The sequence below is a fragment of the Pseudomonas sp. SCA2728.1_7 genome (genome assembly GCF_018138145.1).
Taxonomy (GTDB): Bacteria; Pseudomonadota; Gammaproteobacteria; order Pseudomonadales; family Pseudomonadaceae; genus Aquipseudomonas; species Aquipseudomonas koreensis_A.
This window is the reverse complement of the sequence record NZ_CP073104.1, coordinates 3,306,140-3,322,960: the sequence shown is the minus strand read 5'-3', so window position 1 is coordinate 3,322,960 and position 16,821 is coordinate 3,306,140. Positions and strand designations below refer to the sequence as shown.

Genomic DNA, 16,821 nt, shown 5'->3' with positions numbered 1-16,821 from the left:
GTCAGAGGTCGCTGTCTCGCTGGCGTTTCACTGCTGTGCTATCGTTGCGGCATCATCCCGCTACGATCCAAGAGAATCCCTGCATGAAGGTGTCTGTCTGGGCGACAGGGCGCGTAGCTGTCTGCAAGCACGCGTTGCTTGTTGCGCTGCTCTGGTTGTTGACGGGTGCAGCTGTCGCGCAACCACAAGCGCCGACAGGCATGGCCGAACAACGGGCCAAATCTGTCACGCAGGTAGTTCTTGGCATTCTCAGCTACGCGCGCTGGCCGGTGGAACCGGCGCAATTGCGCCTGTGTATCGTCGGTCCCACCGAATACACCGACGACCTGGTCAAAGGCACCACTCAAGCCACCGGCCGGCCGGTTACCGTACGTCGCCTGCTGGCCGACAACCCGGCCATCGTCAGCGAATGCGATGCGGTGTACATCGGCAAACTCACGCCCGATGAACGCACTCGCTTGTTCGCTTCGCTGATCGGTCATCCGGTGCTGAGCATCAGCGAAGGTGGCGATCAATGCACGGTCGGCAGCCTGTTCTGTCTGCGCGTTGGTGATGAGCAAGTGTCCTTCGAGGTCAATCTCGACTCCGTTGCCCGCAGCGGCGTGCGCATTCACCCCAGCGTGCTGCAATTGTCGCGTCGCAAACCGGCGGCGCCATGAACCTGTTCAGATCGAATAGCCGCCCAACGTTGGGCTCGGTCATTGGCCGAGGGCATTTGACGGTCGCGCTGGTGGGCGTGGCGATGGCCAGCGTTTCGCTGACGCTGCTCGGCGTACTGGCTTTACGGGTGTACGCCGATCACAACCTGCACTTGATCGCCCGTTCGATCAGCTACACCGTGGAAGCCGCGGTGGTGTTCAACGACAAGACCGCCGCCAATGAATCGCTGGCGCTGATTGCTTCCTCCGAAGAGGTCGCTGACGCCCAGGTGCTGGACAGTCAGGGACAGCTGCTCGCGCATTGGCAACGCCCGGAAAACGGTTTGTTCTCTGAGCTGGAAATGCAGATCACCCGCGCCATCCTGGAAAAGCCTGTCAGCCTGCCGATCGAGCATCAGGACCGTGAAATCGGTCGTGTACTGCTCACCGGCCATGGTGGCAGCCTGATGCGCTTTCTGCTCAGCGGTCTGGCGGGGATCATCCTCTGTACCGCGATCAGCGCCTGGGTTGCGCTTCATCTGGCGCGCCGCCAGTTACGCGCGATCACCGGTCCTCTGCGCAGTCTGGCCAATGTGGCCCACGCCGCGCGCAGCGAACGAGCGCTGGATCGCCGCGTGCCGCCAGCGCAGATCGCCGAACTCGACAACCTCGGCAATGACTTCAATGCCTTGCTCGACGAACTGGAGTCGTGGCAAACCCATTTGCAAAACGAAAACGAAACCCTCGCTCACCAGGCCAGTCACGACAGCCTTACCGGTCTGCCGAATCGTGCTTTTTTCGAAGGGCGCTTGATCCGCGCGTTGCGCAATGCCAGCAAGCACGATGAGCGTGTTGCCGTGTTGTTTCTCGACAGTGACCGCTTCAAAGGTATCAACGACAACTTCGGCCATGCGGCGGGTGATGCGGTGCTGGTGGCGGTGGCCAATCGCGTTCGTGCGCAGTTGCGCGAAGAGGATCTGGTGGCGCGGCTGGGCGGTGACGAGTTCGCCGTGCTGCTCACGCCGCTGCACAAGGTCGAAGATGCCGAGCGCATTGCCGACAAGATCCTCGCCAGCATGGACATGCCCATCGCGCTGCCGGGCGACACCAGTGTGGTGACCTCGCTCAGTATCGGCATTGCGGTTTTCCCCGATCATGGCGCCACGCCCGGGGCCTTGCTCGATGCCGCCGATGCGGCGATGTATCAAGCCAAGCGCCTGTCGCGCGGCGCCCAATTCACGGCCGGGGCGGAGCACCCGGTCGATTCCGTTCAAACCAGGAGCTGATTCTCGTGTTCACACTGTCCATTCGATCTTTTTACGCTGTGTTGTTGATGGCCGTACTGGCCCTGACCGGTTGCCAGACTGCGCCGCAAAAAGGCCTGACGCCAGCGCAGGTCGCCGTTCTCAAACAACAGGGTTTTGAACTGACCGACGAGGGCTGGGAGTTTGGCTTGTCCGGCAAAGTACTGTTTGGCAGCGACGTCGAAAGCCTGAACCCGCAAAGCACCGAGATCGTCGAACGCATCGGCAAGGCATTGCTGGGTGTCGGCATCGAGCGCGTGCGGGTCGATGGCCACACCGACGCATCGGGCAAAGAGACGTACAACCAGCAACTATCGCTGCGTCGTGCGAAAAGTGTCGCCAACGTGCTGGGCACGGTCGGCATGAAGCAAGAGAACATCCAGTTGCAAGGCCTGGGCAGCAAAGAGCCGGTGGCGTCCAACGATACGGCGGCCGGTCGCACGGAGAACCGCCGGGTGTCGATTGTGGTCAGCGCCGACTAATCGGCGAACTGCATCTCGCGGGTCTGTCCCATCAGCAACGCCTGATTACGCTCAGTCACCTCCCTGATGTAATCCCACAACAGGGTGATCCGTTTCAACTTCCTCAGATCCTCCCGGCAGTACATCCAGAACTGCCGGGTGATGTCGATTTCCTCTGGCAACACCGGCAGCAGGCGCGGATCCTGCGCGGCGAGGAAGCACGGCAGAATCGCCAGCGAGCGCCCTTGCTGCGCGGCGACGAACTGCGCGATCACGCTGGTGCTGCGCAAGTTGGCGCTGGCGCCGGGCAACACGTTCGCCAGGTACAGCAGCTCCGAGCTGAACGCCAGATCATCCACATAACTGATGAATTGATGCTTGCTCAAGTCTGCCGGGCGGCGGATCGGTGGGTGTTTGTCGAGATATTCCTGAGTCGCGTAGAGCTGCAAGCGGTAGTCGCAGAGTTTGCAGCAGACGTAAGGCCCATGCTCCGGCCGTTCCAGCGCGATAACGATGTCGGCCTCGCGCTTGGACAGGCTGATGAAGTGCGGCAGCGGCAGGATGTCCACCGAGATTGCCGGGTAGGCGTCGACGAAATGGCTTAGCTGCGGGGTGATGAAAAAGCTGCCGAAACCTTCGGTGCAGCCCATGCGCACATGTCCGGACAGTGCCACACCGGAACCTGAAACCTGCTCGCAGGCCATGTGCAATGTGCTTTCGATCGACTCGGCATAACCGAGCAAACGCTGGCCTTCGCTGGTCAGGACGAAGCCGCTGGTCCGCGACTTCTCGAACAGCAAAGTCCCCAGCGCGGCTTCCAGCGAACTGATGCGCCGCGACACGGTTGTGTAGTCGACGGCCAGCCGTTTGGCCGCGGTGCTGGCCTTGCGGGTGCGGGCGACTTCGAGGAAAAACTTGAGGTCGTCCCAGTTCAGCGAACCTAGTGAGGTGATGTTTTTTTGCATGATGGACGGGCTTATATGTGCGTTCTTATTAGAAGTTTGCACATCTATACTCCAAAAACAGTCCGACAACCAATTCGTGACACACGCCTCATCTCAAGGCGAACCTTTCGCCTTGGCTCCTACGATAAAAACAAGTTTCGGAGACCAGCATGAACGCATCGCTTACGCCCAACGACACCACGCTGCAGAAAGTCAAACTGCTGATCGACGGCGAATGGGTCGAGTCGCAGTCCACCGAATGGCACGACATCGTCAACCCGGCGACCCAGCAAGTGCTGGCGAAAGTGCCGTTCGCTACCGCCGCTGAAGTCGATGCTGCCGTCAGCGCTGCTCAGCGTGCCTTCCAGACCTGGAAACTGACCCCGATCGGCGCGCGCATGCGCATCATGCTCAAGCTGCAAGCGCTGATCCGCGAACACTCCAAGCGCATCGCCGTGGTGCTCAGTGCCGAGCAGGGCAAAACCATTGCAGACGCCGAGGGCGATATTTTCCGTGGCCTGGAAGTGGTCGAGCACGCCTGCTCCATCGGCAGCCTGCAAATGGGCGAATTTGCCGAAAACGTCGCCGGCGGCGTTGATACTTACACCCTGCGTCAGCCAATCGGTGTGTGCGCCGGCATCACACCGTTCAACTTCCCGGCGATGATTCCGCTGTGGATGTTCCCGATGGCCATCGCCTGCGGCAACACCTTCGTCTTGAAACCGTCCGAACAGGATCCGCTGTCGACCATGTTGCTGGTCGAGCTGGCAATCGAGGCCGGCGTTCCGGCGGGCGTGTTGAACGTGGTTCATGGCGGTAAGGACGTGGTCGATGGCCTGTGCACGCACAAGGACATCAAAGCCGTGTCCTTCGTCGGTTCGACCGCTGTCGGCACCCACGTTTACGACTTGGCGGGAAAACACGGCAAGCGTGTGCAATCAATGATGGGCGCGAAGAACCACGCTGTGGTGCTGGCCGATGCCAACCGCGAGCAAGCGCTGAATGCCTTGGTCGGCGCCGGTTTCGGTGCGGCCGGGCAACGTTGCATGGCCACCTCCGTGGTGGTGCTGGTCGGCGCGGCGAAACAATGGCTGCCGGATCTGAAAGCGCTGGCGCAGAAACTCACCGTCAACGCCGGCAATGAGCCTGGCACCGATGTTGGTCCGGTGATCTCGAAGAAAGCCAAGGCGCGAATTCTCGATCTGATCGAAAGCGGCATCAAGGAAGGCGCCAAGCTGGAACTGGACGGTCGCGACATCAAGGTACCGGGCTACGAGCAAGGCAACTTTGTCGGCCCGACCCTGTTCTCGGGCGTGACCACCGATATGCAGATCTACACCCAGGAAATCTTCGGCCCAGTGTTGGTGGTGCTGGAAGTCGATACCCTTGATCAGGCCATCGCGCTGGTCAACGCCAACCCGTTCGGCAACGGCACCGGCCTGTTCACCCAGAGCGGTGCGGCGGCGCGTAAATTCCAGACGGAAATCGACGTCGGCCAGGTCGGCATCAATATCCCGATTCCAGTGCCGGTGCCATTCTTCAGCTTCACCGGTTCGCGCGGTTCGAAACTCGGCGACCTCGGCCCGTACGGCAAGCAAGTGGTGCAGTTCTACACGCAGACCAAAACGGTCACCGCGCGCTGGTTCGATGACGACAGCGTCAACGACGGCGTGAACACCACCATCAACCTGCGCTGAGGAATCGATCATGAAAATCGCATTTATCGGTCTGGGCAACATGGGCGCGCCGATGGCGCGCAACCTGATCAAGGCTGGCCACTCGCTGAGTCTGGTCGACCTGAACAAAACCGTGCTGGCGGAACTGGAGCAACTGGGCGGGACCATTCGCGCTTCGGCGCGTGAAGCGGCCGAGGATGCCGAACTGGTGATCACCATGCTGCCGGCCGCGGTGCATGTGCGCAGTGTCTGGCTCGGTGAGGACGGTGTGCTGGCTGGCATTCGCCAAGGTGTGCCAGCGGTGGATTGCAGCACCATCGATCCGCAGACTGCCCGTGATGTAGCGGCCGCCGCGGCGAAACAGGGTGTGGCCATGGCCGATGCGCCGGTGTCCGGTGGCACCGGCGGTGCGACCGCAGGCACGCTGACCTTCATGGTCGGCGCCACTCCGGAACTGTTCGCCACCCTGCAACCGGTGCTGGCGCAGATGGGTCGCAACATCGTGCATTGCGGTGAAGTCGGCACCGGGCAGATCGCCAAGATCTGCAACAACCTGCTGCTGGCGATCTCGATGGTCGGCGTCAGCGAGGCGATGGCGCTGGGTGATGCGTTGGGCATCGACACCTCGGTGCTGGCCGGGATCATCAACAGCTCGACCGGGCGCTGCTGGAGTTCGGAGATGTACAACCCGTGGCCGGGAATTGTTGAAACGGCGCCGGCTTCGCGGGGTTATACCGGCGGGTTTGGCGCGGAACTCATGCTGAAGGATCTGGGGCTGGCGACCGAAGCGGCGCGTCAGGCACACCAACCGGTGGTGCTCGGCGCGGTGGCGCAGCAGTTGTATCAGGCGATGAGTCAGCGCGGTGACGGCGGGAAGGATTTCTCGGCGATCATCAACAGCTATCGCAAGCCTGCAATAGACGGACAGCGCTGAACAAATTGTGGGAGCGAGCCTGCTCGCGATGACGGCGGTTGCTTCAACAAGGAAGGACTGACGGTCCGCTTTCGCGAGCAGGCTCGCTCCCACAGGGGATTTGCGTATAACAGACATTGTTTGCCGGGAAATCACGTCAGGTGATCTCCCGGCTTTTTTGCATCAGGCGAACACGAAATATTTGCGCACGGTCTCAACCACTTCCCACGTGCCTTTCATGCCCGGTTCAACCACGAAGATATCGCCGGCGCGCAGATGAATCGGCGCCATGCCGTCCGGGGTGATCACGCAGTAGCCTTCCTGGAAATGGCAGTACTCCCACTTCACATAATCGACGCGCCATTTGCCCGGTGTGCAGATCCATGTGCCCATGATCTTGCTGCCGTCTTCGCTGGTGTAGGCATTGAGGTTGACGGTGTGCGGGTCGCCTTCGAGTTTTTCCCATTTGCAGGCATCGAGTACCGGCAGCGGATGGGTGTCGCGTAGAACGGTGATAGGGGCGGTCATGTGTCGGCTCCAGACAAGGCGATCAAACGGAAGCTGCACCCTATAGCGCCGCGCCTTGGCCCAGATGTCTGTGTTCGACATGCAGATATCCATAAACGCTGCCAGGTTTTACGGATCGGGGAGTAAACCTTCCAGCAAAATCAATTAACGGCAGTACTGACCTAAAACAAAGGTTATGAAGTTATAACTATTTTACTTGTCTGGTTTTTACTTTTAGTACGTCTGTTCCGTTGCGTCCTTAGTTGCTTTCGATAGTCAGCCTGCCTGTTACCGCGGGCGCCCCACCTTACCCCGTATTTGTTAAGTAAATAAGTCGTTCATCGCACCAAGGAGGTGCGGTCTCAGTGGGGTTTTGCAGACTTTTTTCGAGTTGTAAAAAAACCTTGAATAGTTCGTTGACTCTCCCCTTAAGGGCAGAGTTTAGATTCCCGCCGCGTGAGAAGTTGCTGTGGGAAAAGTTACTTTTCATAAGTCGAATTCATGAAGTAGTCACGACATATAGGGAGATAGAAATGAACAATCCATTGGACTTGGAACATGTCGTTGCCAGCACTCGCGAAATCCTCGCACAGCTGTTGGTGATGGATGCGAATGACATCGAAGAAAACAGCAGCATCGTCGAAGACCTCGGTGCCGACTCGCTGGACATCGTCGACCTGAGCTTCCAGCTGGGCCGCCAATATGGCTGCACACTGCCGAAAACCAGCGTGCTTGACCATGCGGTGGCGGTTTGCGGTGATGCCAGCGAGTTTCTCGCCAACGGTCGCATTACCGAAAGCGGCAAGCGCCTGCTTGAGCAAAGCCTGAGCGCCTACACCCCGGATCAGCTGAAGGCGGGCATGCAACCGGCTCAGGTGTTCGCCGCGACCACCGTGCGTAACTGGGCCAACCAGTGCCGCAATCTCTTCAACTACCTGCCGGCGACCTGCCCGGATTGCAACGCTCACCAAGCTGTTCTGAACGAGCGCCAACAAGTGGTCTGTGGCGCGTGCAGTGCGCGTCTGGTGCCGGCGGATGGCGATGAAGTGTCCCGTCAATTGGTTGAGCAGTTTGTCACCACTCACGCCAAAGAAGCGGTGTAGGAGTTCTCATGCGGGCACGAGAAGTCTATGTGAGCGGGTTCGGTCTGGTGGCGCCCATGGCGCTGGACGCTGCCACGTTGTTCGAGCGGATTTGCCGGAAGCAATCCTGTGTCCGCGAACATCCGCGGTTCAAGGCGTTGGGATTCAACAACAGCGCCGCCGGATTTATCGACGATACGCAGTGGCAGCGCATCGCTGCCGGTTTCGGCGGCAACGCGGCGCTGCACCCACGGCAAAGTGTGCTGGCCGAATACGTCGCCCGGCAGGCGCTGGAGCACGCCGGCCTGACGCCGGCAGACTTTGCCCACAGTCGCAGCGGTCTGTTTCTGGGGGCCAACAAGTACTGTGCCGATAGCCAAGACCTGCTGCGGGTCAGCCGTTGCATGGATGAGGCCGGACGCGTCGACCTCGACCGTCTGCTGGACAGTCCGGCAGCGTCCAGCGCGACTTTCATCCGGCGGGTCGATCAGCAGACGCAACACCTGGCCGATCGGCTCGGCATCCGCGATCACATCTCGACCCATTCCGATGCCTGTGCCGCCGGCACCATGGCCATCGGCAGTGCTTACCGGGCCATCGAGCGCGGCGAGATCGATCTGGCTATTTGCGGCGCCGTCGAACTGATGGCCAACGAACTGCCTTATTACATGTTCAACAGCCTCGGCGCGCTCTGTCAGGCCGACCTGCCGGCGAGCGAACAGAGCCGCCCGTTCATGCCTGACCGTAGCGGTTTTGTCCTCAGCGAAGGCTCGGCGATGGTCATTCTCGAATCCGCTGAACACGCCCAACGGCGCAAGGCTGCGCCACTGGGCCGGGTGTTGGGTTACGCGAATGTCTGCGAGGCGCAGAAAATGACCTCCAGCAGTCGCGACGGCAGTAAATACGAGGAATGCATGGAAGCAGCAATCGAAGACGCCGGGCTGCTGCGCAGCGCCGTGCAACACGTCAACACCCATGGCACCTCCACGCAGGCCAATGACAGTTGTGAAGCGTTGGCGCTGCAGCGTCTGTTCGGCGGCTGCCAGGACTTCATGACTTTCACCGCCAACAAATCCGCCATCGGTCATTCGTTGGCAGGCAGTGGTGCGATCGAAGCAGTGCTGTCGCTGATGAGCCTGCGTGACGGTGTGCTGTTGCCCACCCTGAATTATGACCCCGAGCGTGCCGAATACCCTTCGCTGAAGTTCTTGAGCGAGCCGGTGCGCCAGCCGATCAGCGTAGTGATGTCCAACTCGTTCGGCTTCGGCGGCATCAATAGCTCGCTGGTTCTGGGGAGGGCATGACATGAACCGAGCCATCTATCTCAATGCCGCTGCGGTGCTGAATGTGGCGGGCAGTGAATGTGCTGACTTGCTCGGCACACCCTGCGCGGCGCAACCGCTGGCCTTTGACGCACAGCGTCAGGCATTTGCCTTGCCGACGCCGCGACTGGCCAGTGACCTGTTTGATCGCAAGATCCAGCGCAGCGTCGAACCGCAGGGCTTGCGCCTGTTGCATTGCGCCGCACGGCTGGCGCCAGCGCTGTCGGCGCTGCAATTGCCCGCGTCACGCATTGCCCTGACAGCGGCCATTCCCGAAGTCGATGCGCCGAGTCCTTGCTGGGATGCGGTGCAGGCGATCATCGAACAGCCGCAAAAACAACTGGCGCAGTTATTGGCCAACACCCCCCCTCTGCATGCGCTGACCCTGCTCAACAGCAGCGTGATGGCCTATGTGGCTGAAGCGCTCGAATGCCACGGGCCAATGGGCGGGTTCTGTTCCCAGGACAACGCCGGGCTGGATGCGCTGATCGAAGCCTGCCAGCAGATTGGCGAGCGGCATGCCGACGCCGCGTTGGTGGTCAGCAGCAGTCCGAACCTGACCCCGGCCCTGTACCTGCGCGAGCCCGACCCGGCGAGCGAACCGATTTTCGGTGAGGGCGCCGCCGCGCTGTTGCTGGCGTCGACACCTGCGCCGGGCGCGGTACACGCCGTGCGCATTGCCGGGTTTGCCCGTGGTTACAGCACGGATCCGCAACGATCTGTGGCGGTGGGTCGGCGCGTGATCGACCAGGTGCTGAGTGTCGAGAAACTGCGGGTCGGCGACGTCGAGCATATCGTCGGCAATTGCGCTGACGGGCAAGTGATGAAGTTGCTCGAAGCCTTCCCGCGCGAGATTCGCAGTACCCGCGCCATGACCGGTGAACTGGGCGCCAGCGCCTTGCTGACCGAGGTCGCACTGACCTTGCACCTCAGCCGTGAAGTCGCGGCGACGCCGGGCTACACGTTGCTTGTCAGCCACACTCGCGCCGGTCACTGGGGCGCATTGCTGTTGGCCAGTGAAACCATGGAGAAGCACGCATGAGTGCGACACGGATTGTGATCACCGGATTGGGCGCCGTTACCGGGTTCGGTTTCGAATGGCAGACCCTCTGGGAAAAAATGCTCGGCGCCGAACATTGCGTGCGGGCATGGCAGCCGGACGACGTGCAAGAGGCGTCGTTCGCGGTGCGTTATGCAGCGCCTGTCGACATGCGCCAGTTGCCGGAAAAACTGCACAGCCATCCGGCCTGGACGATGCCGCTGGAAAAGCGCAGTCGGTTTGGCTGGGTGGCTGCCACGCAGGCCGTCGGTGACAGCGGCTTGCAACCAGAACAGTTGCGGGGCGCGGCGGTGCTATGTGCTTCGGGAGCACCGCAGCACATGCTCGCCGACATGCTGCTGACTGAAGCGCCGAATGGCGGCACCCCGAGCTGGTCATACCTGATGCCGCGGGCCGGGCAAGTGAATGCCGATGGCTCGCTGCGTCAGAGCAATGACCGTCTGGCGCGGGTAATCGCCGACGACCTGGGCTGTGAAGGGCCGGTGATCAACATCAGCAGTGCCTGTGCCGGTGCTTCACAAGCCATTGGCAATGCCTTTCAGATGATTCGTCGCGGCGAAGTCAGCGTAGCGCTGGCGGGTGGCGCCGACTCGGTGCTCAACCTCGACACCATGGCTGCGTTGTATCTACTCGGTGCTGCGTCCGGCGAGCAGCGCTGGGGCGCGGATCTGTGTCGCCCGTTCGATCGTGATCGCAGCGGTCTGATTGCCGGCGAGGGCGGTGGTTTCGTCGTGCTGGAAAGCCTCGAACATGCCTTGGCTCGTGGCGCCACGCCATATGCCGAGGTGTTGGGTTTCGGCAGCAGTCTGGACGCCTACAAAGTCACCGCACCGCAACCCGAAGGACGCGGTGCGGCACTGGCGATGCAGGCCGCGCTCGACGATGCCGGGCTACGCCCGCAGCAGATCGATCTGATCAACGCCCACGGCACCTCGACACCGCTCAACGACGTGGCCGAAACCCTGGCGATCAAAAGCGTGTTCGCCGAGCACAAGCATTATCGAGCCCTGGCCGTCAGCGCTAACAAATCACAGTTCGGTCACCTGATCGCGGCCGCTGGCGCCCCTGAATGCATCGTCACCGCGTTGGCCTGCCTCAACGATCTGGTCACGCCAACGGTGAACCTGCATGACGCCGACGAACAGTGCGATCTGGATTATTGCGCCGGGCAAGCCGTCAGTCGCCGAGTGGATTACGCGCTGAGCAATTCCTTCGGTTTCGGTGGCCTCAATACCTCGCTGGCCCTTGGCAAATATCGGGAGCATGGACAATGACTGACGCCACTGTACGTGTCGCGATCGCCGGCAGCGGTTGTGTGTTGCCCACCGGCTGGGGCGTTGAGGGTTTCTGCTCGGCGGCCCGCGAAGGGCGTAGCGCGATCTCGCCCCTGAACTCGTCGTTGTTCCACAGCGAGCGTGTCATCGCGTTCGGGCACATCGCTGATCGAGACCATCAACGTAGCCGTCAGGACATTGCGCAAAACCTCCAGCGTTACTGCCCGCCGGCGGTGATCTGGGGCGTCAGTGCCGTGCGCCAGGCGTTGGCCGAGGCCGGGCTTGAACCGGGCCGCGACAACGTGCGTTTTGGTCTCTATTGCTGCCAGGGCGGTTACACCCATCCGTCGCTCGCGTCTTACGGCGAACTGTTGCACGAGTGTCAGACCGAGACCGGTGCCGACATGCAGCGTCTGGCCAAACGCGTGTTGCAGGAGCGCGCGCTCGATCCGTTTCTAGTCCTCAAAAGCCTCAGCAACGGTTTGCTCGGCGTCGTCAGTCTGGCCTTGAAGCTCGAGTGCGAATGCAACGCCTACATGCAAGGCGTGGCCGGCAATCTGGCGGCGTTGCGCGAAGCCTGCGCGGCGTTGCAGAGCGGTCGGATCGACGCAGCCATTGTGGTGGGCGCGGGCAGTGAACTGGATCCGCTGGCGCTCGCCGCACTGGCCGAGGCTGGCGTAATCAGCACCGATGCTTCGCAAAGCCTGCGCGCCTTCGATCGCCAGGGCAGTGGTGGTATTGCCGGCGAAGGTGCGGCGGCACTGGTGTTGCGCCGCGCCGATGATGTGCCGGCCGGGCCGCAAACCTGTCTGACCGCTCTGTTCGCACACCCGCGTCTGGATTCACTGAACCTGCCGGACAAACAGGTGGATCTGCTGATCAGCAGCGCCACGGGCGATCCGCACAAGGATGCCGATCTGGCCCGCACGCTGGCGCGAACCGGCGCCGCGCACATCACCAGCAGCACACCACTGACCGGCATTCTAAGTGGTGCACCGAGTCTGGTTGACCTGATCTTTGCCCGGCAGGCCTTGCAGGCGCAAAGCATCCCGCCGGTCAGTGGCCTGGAGCAACCGCTGGATGCGCATCTGCCGTTTGTGATCGGTGGGCCGCGCGATGCCGTGCTGCACGATTGCCTGGTCATCAACCGCGACGACAACGGTTTCAGCGCCGGTTACCAACTCGAATTTCACGCGGCCGACTGACCGTCGGCACGCAACGAAACGCAGCTGATTTTTTACTTAAGGGATAGCACTGTCATGGATTACCGCGATTACGTACGGCCGAAATTCGTTGAATTGATGCAGGCTCTGGGCCTCGAATGTCAGTTCCACAGAGCACTGGGCAGCAAACTGTTTTACCGCGACCGCCAGGGCGACGAAGTGACCGTCACCGACTTCCTCGGTGGTTACGGCGCCGCGCTGTATGGCCACAACGATCCGCAATTTGTCGATCAACTCGTCGACCTGCTGCGCGCCGATGTGCCGTTCAACGCGCAGATGTCGGTGCGCGGTGCGGCCGGGCAGTTGGGGCGTGAACTCAGTGAAGCCTTCAACCGTGAACTGAACAACAGCGAACGCTACATTTCGACCTTCTCCAACAGTGGCGCCGAGTCGGTGGAAATCGCCGTCAAGCACGCCGAATACCGTCGTCAGAAAAACCTGCAGAAGCAATTCGACGAGCGCGACTTCGCCCTCGCCAATCTGGTTGCCAGCGACAAGGCTTATGTCGAGCTGGACGTCGACGATCTCGATTTGCCAGCCGGCCTGCTGCCGCAGAATCTGTCCTGCGTCACCGTGCGCCAAGTGGCCGAAGCGGTGCGTCAGCACAACCTGGCGCAGCTGCATGTCGAGCCGGTGTTTCTGGCGGTGCGCGGCAGCTTCCACGGCAAACTGGTGAACACCGTTCAGTTGACCTATGGCAAGCAGTACCGCAAACCGTTCGCCCGTTTCGGCCTCAACGTCGAGTTCATCGACCCGCAACAGCCACAGCAATTGCAGGAGCTGCCGGCCCGTCATATTCGTCACTGGCTGAGCCTGGAATGGCGCGGCGAAACCCTGCAAGTGCGCCGCGAAGCATTCAGCGCGATCACGGCGGTATTGCTTGAGCCGATTCAGGGCGAGGGCGGCATCAACGAGTTCGCCAATGAGTTTTATCTGGGCCTGCGGCGTCTGTGCAACGAGCAGCAATGCCCGCTGATCATCGATGAAGTGCAATCGGGTTTCGGCCGCACCGGCACCTTGCTCGGCGCCAGCCATTTCAACTTGCAGGGTGATTACTACTGCCTGTCGAAAGCCTTGGGCGGTGGCCTGATGAAGATTGCCGCGACGGTGATTCGCGCCAGCCACTACGAAAACGATTTCAGCTACATCCACAGTTCGACCTTTGCCGAAGATGACGCGTCCTGCCATATCGCCCTGTCGGCCTTGCGCCGTCTGTTCGAGAACGACAGCGCGATGCTCAAGGACGTGAACAAGAAGGGCGAGTACCTCAAGGCGTCGCTGCTGGAACTGAAGTCTGCCTACCCGGACGTCATCGCCGACGTGCGTGGTCGCGGCTTGCTGCTGGGCTTCGAATTACACGATCTGACCGGCACCAGCTCACTGGTTCAGGCCTCGGCGCAGTACAACGATGCGCTGGGCTACATCATTGCCGGCTACCTGCTGCAATTCGAATCCCTGCGCGTGGCGCCGTCGGGCAGCAACGCCAATGTGATCCGTCTGGAGCCGCCGGTGTGCATCACCTTCGAAGAAATCGACGGCTTGATCGCCTCCTTGCAGAAAGTCTGCGACATGCTGCGCCGCCGCGATGCCTTCCCGCTGGCCGCCGGTGTGTGCGCCGACAGCATCGCTGACGTACCGGCGCGCGAAGTCAGCTTCAAGGAGAGCGAAACCCGCCCAAAGTCTGACGAGAACGTGCGCGTGGTGGCGCGCGTGGCGTTCATCAACCATTTGATTGATTCGGACATGCTCAGCGACGTCGATCCTTCCCTGTCGACCCTGAGCTCCGAGCAGAAACGCGAGTTCATCAAGCGCATGGCGCCCGAGCGCCGAGCCGCGCCCATCGGCCCGGTGCTGATTCGCTCGAAACTCGGCACCGCCGTGGAATTCACCCTGTACCCGCTGTGCATGGATTCCGATGCCATGGCGGCGTACATCGCCAGCGGCGATCTGCAAACCATCCGCGAAGAAGTTGGCAACCGCATCAAGGATGCCCGCGCAGATGGCTACACTGTCGCCGGGCTGGGCATGTACACCTCGATCGTCACCAACAACTGCCAGGCGCTGCAGATCCCCGACATGGCGCTGACTTCCGGCAACGCCCTGACCATCGGCATGGGCCTGGAAGCCATCGAACAGGGCTGCAAGCAGCAAGGCCTGGAACTGGGCGAGCAGACCGCGGCAGTGGTCGGTGCGGCGGGCAATATCGCCTCGACCTACGCCTCGTTGTTGTCGACCAGCGTCGAGCACTTGATCCTCATCGGTAGCGGCCGCGACGGTTCCCTGCGTCGTCTGGAAAAAACCGCTCAACAGATTTACGCCGAAGCCGCTCGCGCGATCCTCAAGGGTGTCGCCGAACACGATCGCCTCGCCCGTCGTCTGCAGCAAATCGACGGCATCGATGCGCTGTTGCAGGCCCATGGCAGCAGTGCCGATCTAGGCCTGCGCGTGGCGAAACTGGTCGAAGAACGCTTGGGCGCGAACGCTTTCATCACCGTCAGCAACGATCTTGATGTGCTGAAACAGGCGCGCATCGTGCTCTGCGCGGCGAACGCACCGCAGCCGTTTCTCTTTGCCGAACACTTCGCCGAAAACAGCGTGATCTGCGACATCGCCGTGCCGCTGAACGTTGACCAGAACCTCGCCAGCCAACGCAGCGACGTGCTCTACATGCACGGCGGCATCGTGCAGACCCCGCTGGGTGATGGCCTGGTGAAAAACGTACGGGCCTATCTCAAGCAAGGTCAGTTGTACGCATGCATGGCCGAGTCGGTGCTGATGGGCCTGTCCGGGATGAAACAGCACTACTCCTACGGCGACATCAGCCGCGAGCAAGTGCAGCAGATTCGTGCACTGGCGGCGACTCACGGTTTCACCCTCGCCCAGTTCAAAACCGACAACTCGCTCTAAGGAACGGTCATGCCGAATAAAGTAGCAGTGGTGACCGGTGGCAGTCGTGGCATCGGTCGGGCGATTGTCCTGGCCCTGGCCGGGGCGGGTTATCAGATCGCGTTCAGTTACGTGCGCGATGAAGTCGCGGCGATGGCCTTGCGCGATGAGGTTCAGGCGGCGGGAATCGATTGCCTGGCGTTGCAGTGCGATGTCAGCAGCGGCGACAGCATCAAGGCGTTTTTCCAGCGGGTCGATCAGCATTTTCAGCGTATCGATCTGCTGGTTAACAACGCCGGCATCACTCGCGATGGTTTGCTCGCGACCATGTCGGCGCGCGACATGGTCGAGGTGATCCAGACCAACCTGATCGGCACGATGCTCTGCTGTCAGCAGGTGGTGCCGGGCATGTTGCGCCAGCGCAGCGGTTGCATCGTCAACATCAGTTCGGTGGCGGCGCAGAAGCCCGGCAAAGGCCAAAGCAACTATGCCGCCGCCAAGGGCGGGGTCGAATCGTTGACCCGTGCCTTGGCGGTGGAGCTGGCGCCGCGCAACATTCGCGTCAACGCGGTCGCCCCGGGCATCGTCAAGACCGAGATGAGCACGGCACTGATCGGCAGTCAGGAAGAAGAAATCCAGTCGCGCCTGCTGATCAAACGCTACGCGGAACCTGAAGAAATTGCCGAAGCGGTGCTGTACCTCGCCGATCGCGGTTTGTACCTGACCGGGGAGGTCCTGTCGGTCAACGGCGGGTTGAAAATGCCATGAGCCGGACCATTCTGATTACCGGAGCGGCGAAAGGCATCGGTCGCGCGGTCGCCGAAAATTTTGCCGCCGACGCCGACAATCGCCTGATCCTGCTGGATCTCGATCTGGCCGAACTGCAACGCTGGGTCGATGAGCAACAGGAGCAGATCAAGGCACGGGTCGAGACCCATGCGGCGAACATTGCCGACCTGCCGGCCATGGAGGCGTTCTTCAAGAAACTCGGCTCGCAAGTCGAGTACGTCGACGTGCTGGTCAACAGTGCAGGTATCTGCAACGAGAACGAACCGGAGGATCTGCACAACTGGCACAAGGTGATTTCGGTCAACCTCAACGGCACGTTCTACGTGACTTCGCTGTGTCTGGCGCTGATGCCCGACCGTGGGCGGATCATCAATATGTCGTCGATCCTTGGCCGTGCCGGCAAGGTGCGCAACACCGCGTACTGCGCGTCCAAGCACGGCATCGTCGGCATGACCAAGGCGCTGGCGCTGGATCTCGCTTCGCGGCAGATCACCGTCAACGCGATTCTGCCGGCGTGGATCGATACGCCGATGTTGCAGGGTGAACTGGCGACGCAAGCGGCAATTGCCGGGCTGACCCAGGAACAGATCGTGCGCAACGCGAAGAAGAAACTGCCGATGCGCCGTTTCATCCAGAGCGAAGAGGTGGCGGCGATGGTGCGTTACCTGGCCAGCCCCGAGGCTGGCGGGGTGACCGCCCAGAGTCTGGTGATCGATGGCGGTGTCGGGTTGGGAATGTAGCG

Annotated in this window: 15 protein-coding genes; 13 read left to right on the top strand and 2 right to left on the bottom strand. The window is 61.3% G+C overall.

The window, feature by feature from the left end:
- Positions 1–83 precede the first annotated feature (83 nt).
- Genes KBP52_RS14930 through KBP52_RS14920 form a run of 3 tightly spaced genes read left to right on the top strand, consistent with a single transcriptional unit; the run spans position 84 to position 2,424 of the window.
- Entirely contained in the window at positions 84–659 is a 576-nt protein-coding gene (locus KBP52_RS14930; protein ID WP_212623050.1) for a YfiR family protein, read from the top strand.
- Positions 656–1,924: a diguanylate cyclase gene (locus tag KBP52_RS14925; protein ID WP_137218877.1), complete on the top strand. Its 1,269-nt coding sequence runs from the start codon at positions 656–658 to the stop codon at positions 1,922–1,924. The genes KBP52_RS14930 and KBP52_RS14925 overlap by 4 nt, the downstream gene beginning before the upstream one ends.
- 5 nt (positions 1,925–1,929) lie before the next feature.
- On the top strand, positions 1,930–2,424 hold the full coding sequence (locus KBP52_RS14920) for an OmpA family protein (RefSeq protein ID WP_077570902.1): 495 nt from the start codon (positions 1,930–1,932) through the stop codon (positions 2,422–2,424).
- Here KBP52_RS14920 and KBP52_RS14915 read toward each other — a convergent pair.
- The gene (locus KBP52_RS14915; RefSeq protein WP_077570904.1) at positions 2,421–3,368 is read right to left on the bottom strand and encodes a LysR family transcriptional regulator; all 948 of its coding nucleotides are present in this window, start codon (positions 3,366–3,368) and stop codon (positions 2,421–2,423) included. The two genes, KBP52_RS14920 and KBP52_RS14915, sit on opposite strands and share 4 nt — an antisense overlap.
- A gap of 149 nt (positions 3,369–3,517) precedes the next feature.
- Here KBP52_RS14915 and KBP52_RS14910 point away from each other — a divergent pair, with 149 nt between their 5' ends.
- Together KBP52_RS14910 and mmsB are read left to right on the top strand one after the other, a co-directional pair.
- Positions 3,518–5,044 (top strand): CoA-acylating methylmalonate-semialdehyde dehydrogenase, encoded by a 1,527-nt coding sequence (locus KBP52_RS14910; protein WP_122843069.1) that lies wholly within the window; start codon positions 3,518–3,520, stop codon positions 5,042–5,044.
- Positions 5,045–5,054: 10 nt separating this feature from the next.
- Positions 5,055–5,957, top strand: coding sequence for a 3-hydroxyisobutyrate dehydrogenase (gene mmsB / locus KBP52_RS14905; protein WP_077570908.1), 903 nt, complete (start codon positions 5,055–5,057; stop codon positions 5,955–5,957).
- 162 nt (positions 5,958–6,119) lie between these two features.
- On the opposite strand, the gene KBP52_RS14900 is transcribed toward mmsB, so the two are convergent.
- Entirely contained in the window at positions 6,120–6,464 is a 345-nt protein-coding gene (locus KBP52_RS14900) for a cupin domain-containing protein (RefSeq protein WP_003177747.1), read from the bottom strand.
- Positions 6,465–6,976: 512 nt separating this feature from the next.
- Here KBP52_RS14900 and KBP52_RS14895 point away from each other — a divergent pair.
- From KBP52_RS14895 to KBP52_RS14860, 8 genes are read left to right on the top strand one after another with little or no spacing between them, the layout of a single operon-like run.
- Positions 6,977–7,546 (top strand): acyl carrier protein, encoded by a 570-nt coding sequence (locus tag KBP52_RS14895; protein WP_077570911.1) that lies wholly within the window; start codon positions 6,977–6,979, stop codon positions 7,544–7,546.
- 8 nt (positions 7,547–7,554) lie between these two features.
- On the top strand, positions 7,555–8,829 hold the full coding sequence (locus tag KBP52_RS14890) for a beta-ketoacyl-[acyl-carrier-protein] synthase family protein (protein WP_212623049.1): 1,275 nt from the start codon (positions 7,555–7,557) through the stop codon (positions 8,827–8,829).
- A 1-nt stretch (position 8,830) separates the two neighbouring features.
- Positions 8,831–9,889 (top strand): beta-ketoacyl synthase, encoded by a 1,059-nt coding sequence (locus KBP52_RS14885; RefSeq protein WP_212623048.1) that lies wholly within the window; start codon positions 8,831–8,833, stop codon positions 9,887–9,889.
- A complete protein-coding gene (locus tag KBP52_RS14880; protein WP_212623047.1) occupies positions 9,886–11,181 on the top strand; it encodes a beta-ketoacyl-[acyl-carrier-protein] synthase family protein in 1,296 nt (431 codons plus the stop codon). The genes KBP52_RS14885 and KBP52_RS14880 overlap by 4 nt, the downstream gene beginning before the upstream one ends.
- Positions 11,178–12,386 (top strand): beta-ketoacyl synthase N-terminal-like domain-containing protein, encoded by a 1,209-nt coding sequence (locus KBP52_RS14875; RefSeq protein ID WP_212623046.1) that lies wholly within the window; start codon positions 11,178–11,180, stop codon positions 12,384–12,386. Before KBP52_RS14880 ends, KBP52_RS14875 begins: the two co-directional genes overlap by 4 nt.
- A 54-nt stretch (positions 12,387–12,440) precedes the next feature.
- Positions 12,441–15,311: an aminotransferase class III-fold pyridoxal phosphate-dependent enzyme gene (locus KBP52_RS14870; RefSeq protein WP_212623045.1), complete on the top strand. Its 2,871-nt coding sequence runs from the start codon at positions 12,441–12,443 to the stop codon at positions 15,309–15,311.
- Between the two features lie 9 nt (positions 15,312–15,320).
- On the top strand, positions 15,321–16,058 hold the full coding sequence (locus KBP52_RS14865) for a 3-oxoacyl-ACP reductase family protein (protein WP_212623044.1): 738 nt from the start codon (positions 15,321–15,323) through the stop codon (positions 16,056–16,058).
- Positions 16,055–16,819: an SDR family NAD(P)-dependent oxidoreductase gene (locus tag KBP52_RS14860; RefSeq protein ID WP_212623043.1), complete on the top strand. Its 765-nt coding sequence runs from the start codon at positions 16,055–16,057 to the stop codon at positions 16,817–16,819. Before KBP52_RS14865 ends, KBP52_RS14860 begins: the two co-directional genes overlap by 4 nt.
- Positions 16,820–16,821: the final 2 nt, after the last annotated feature.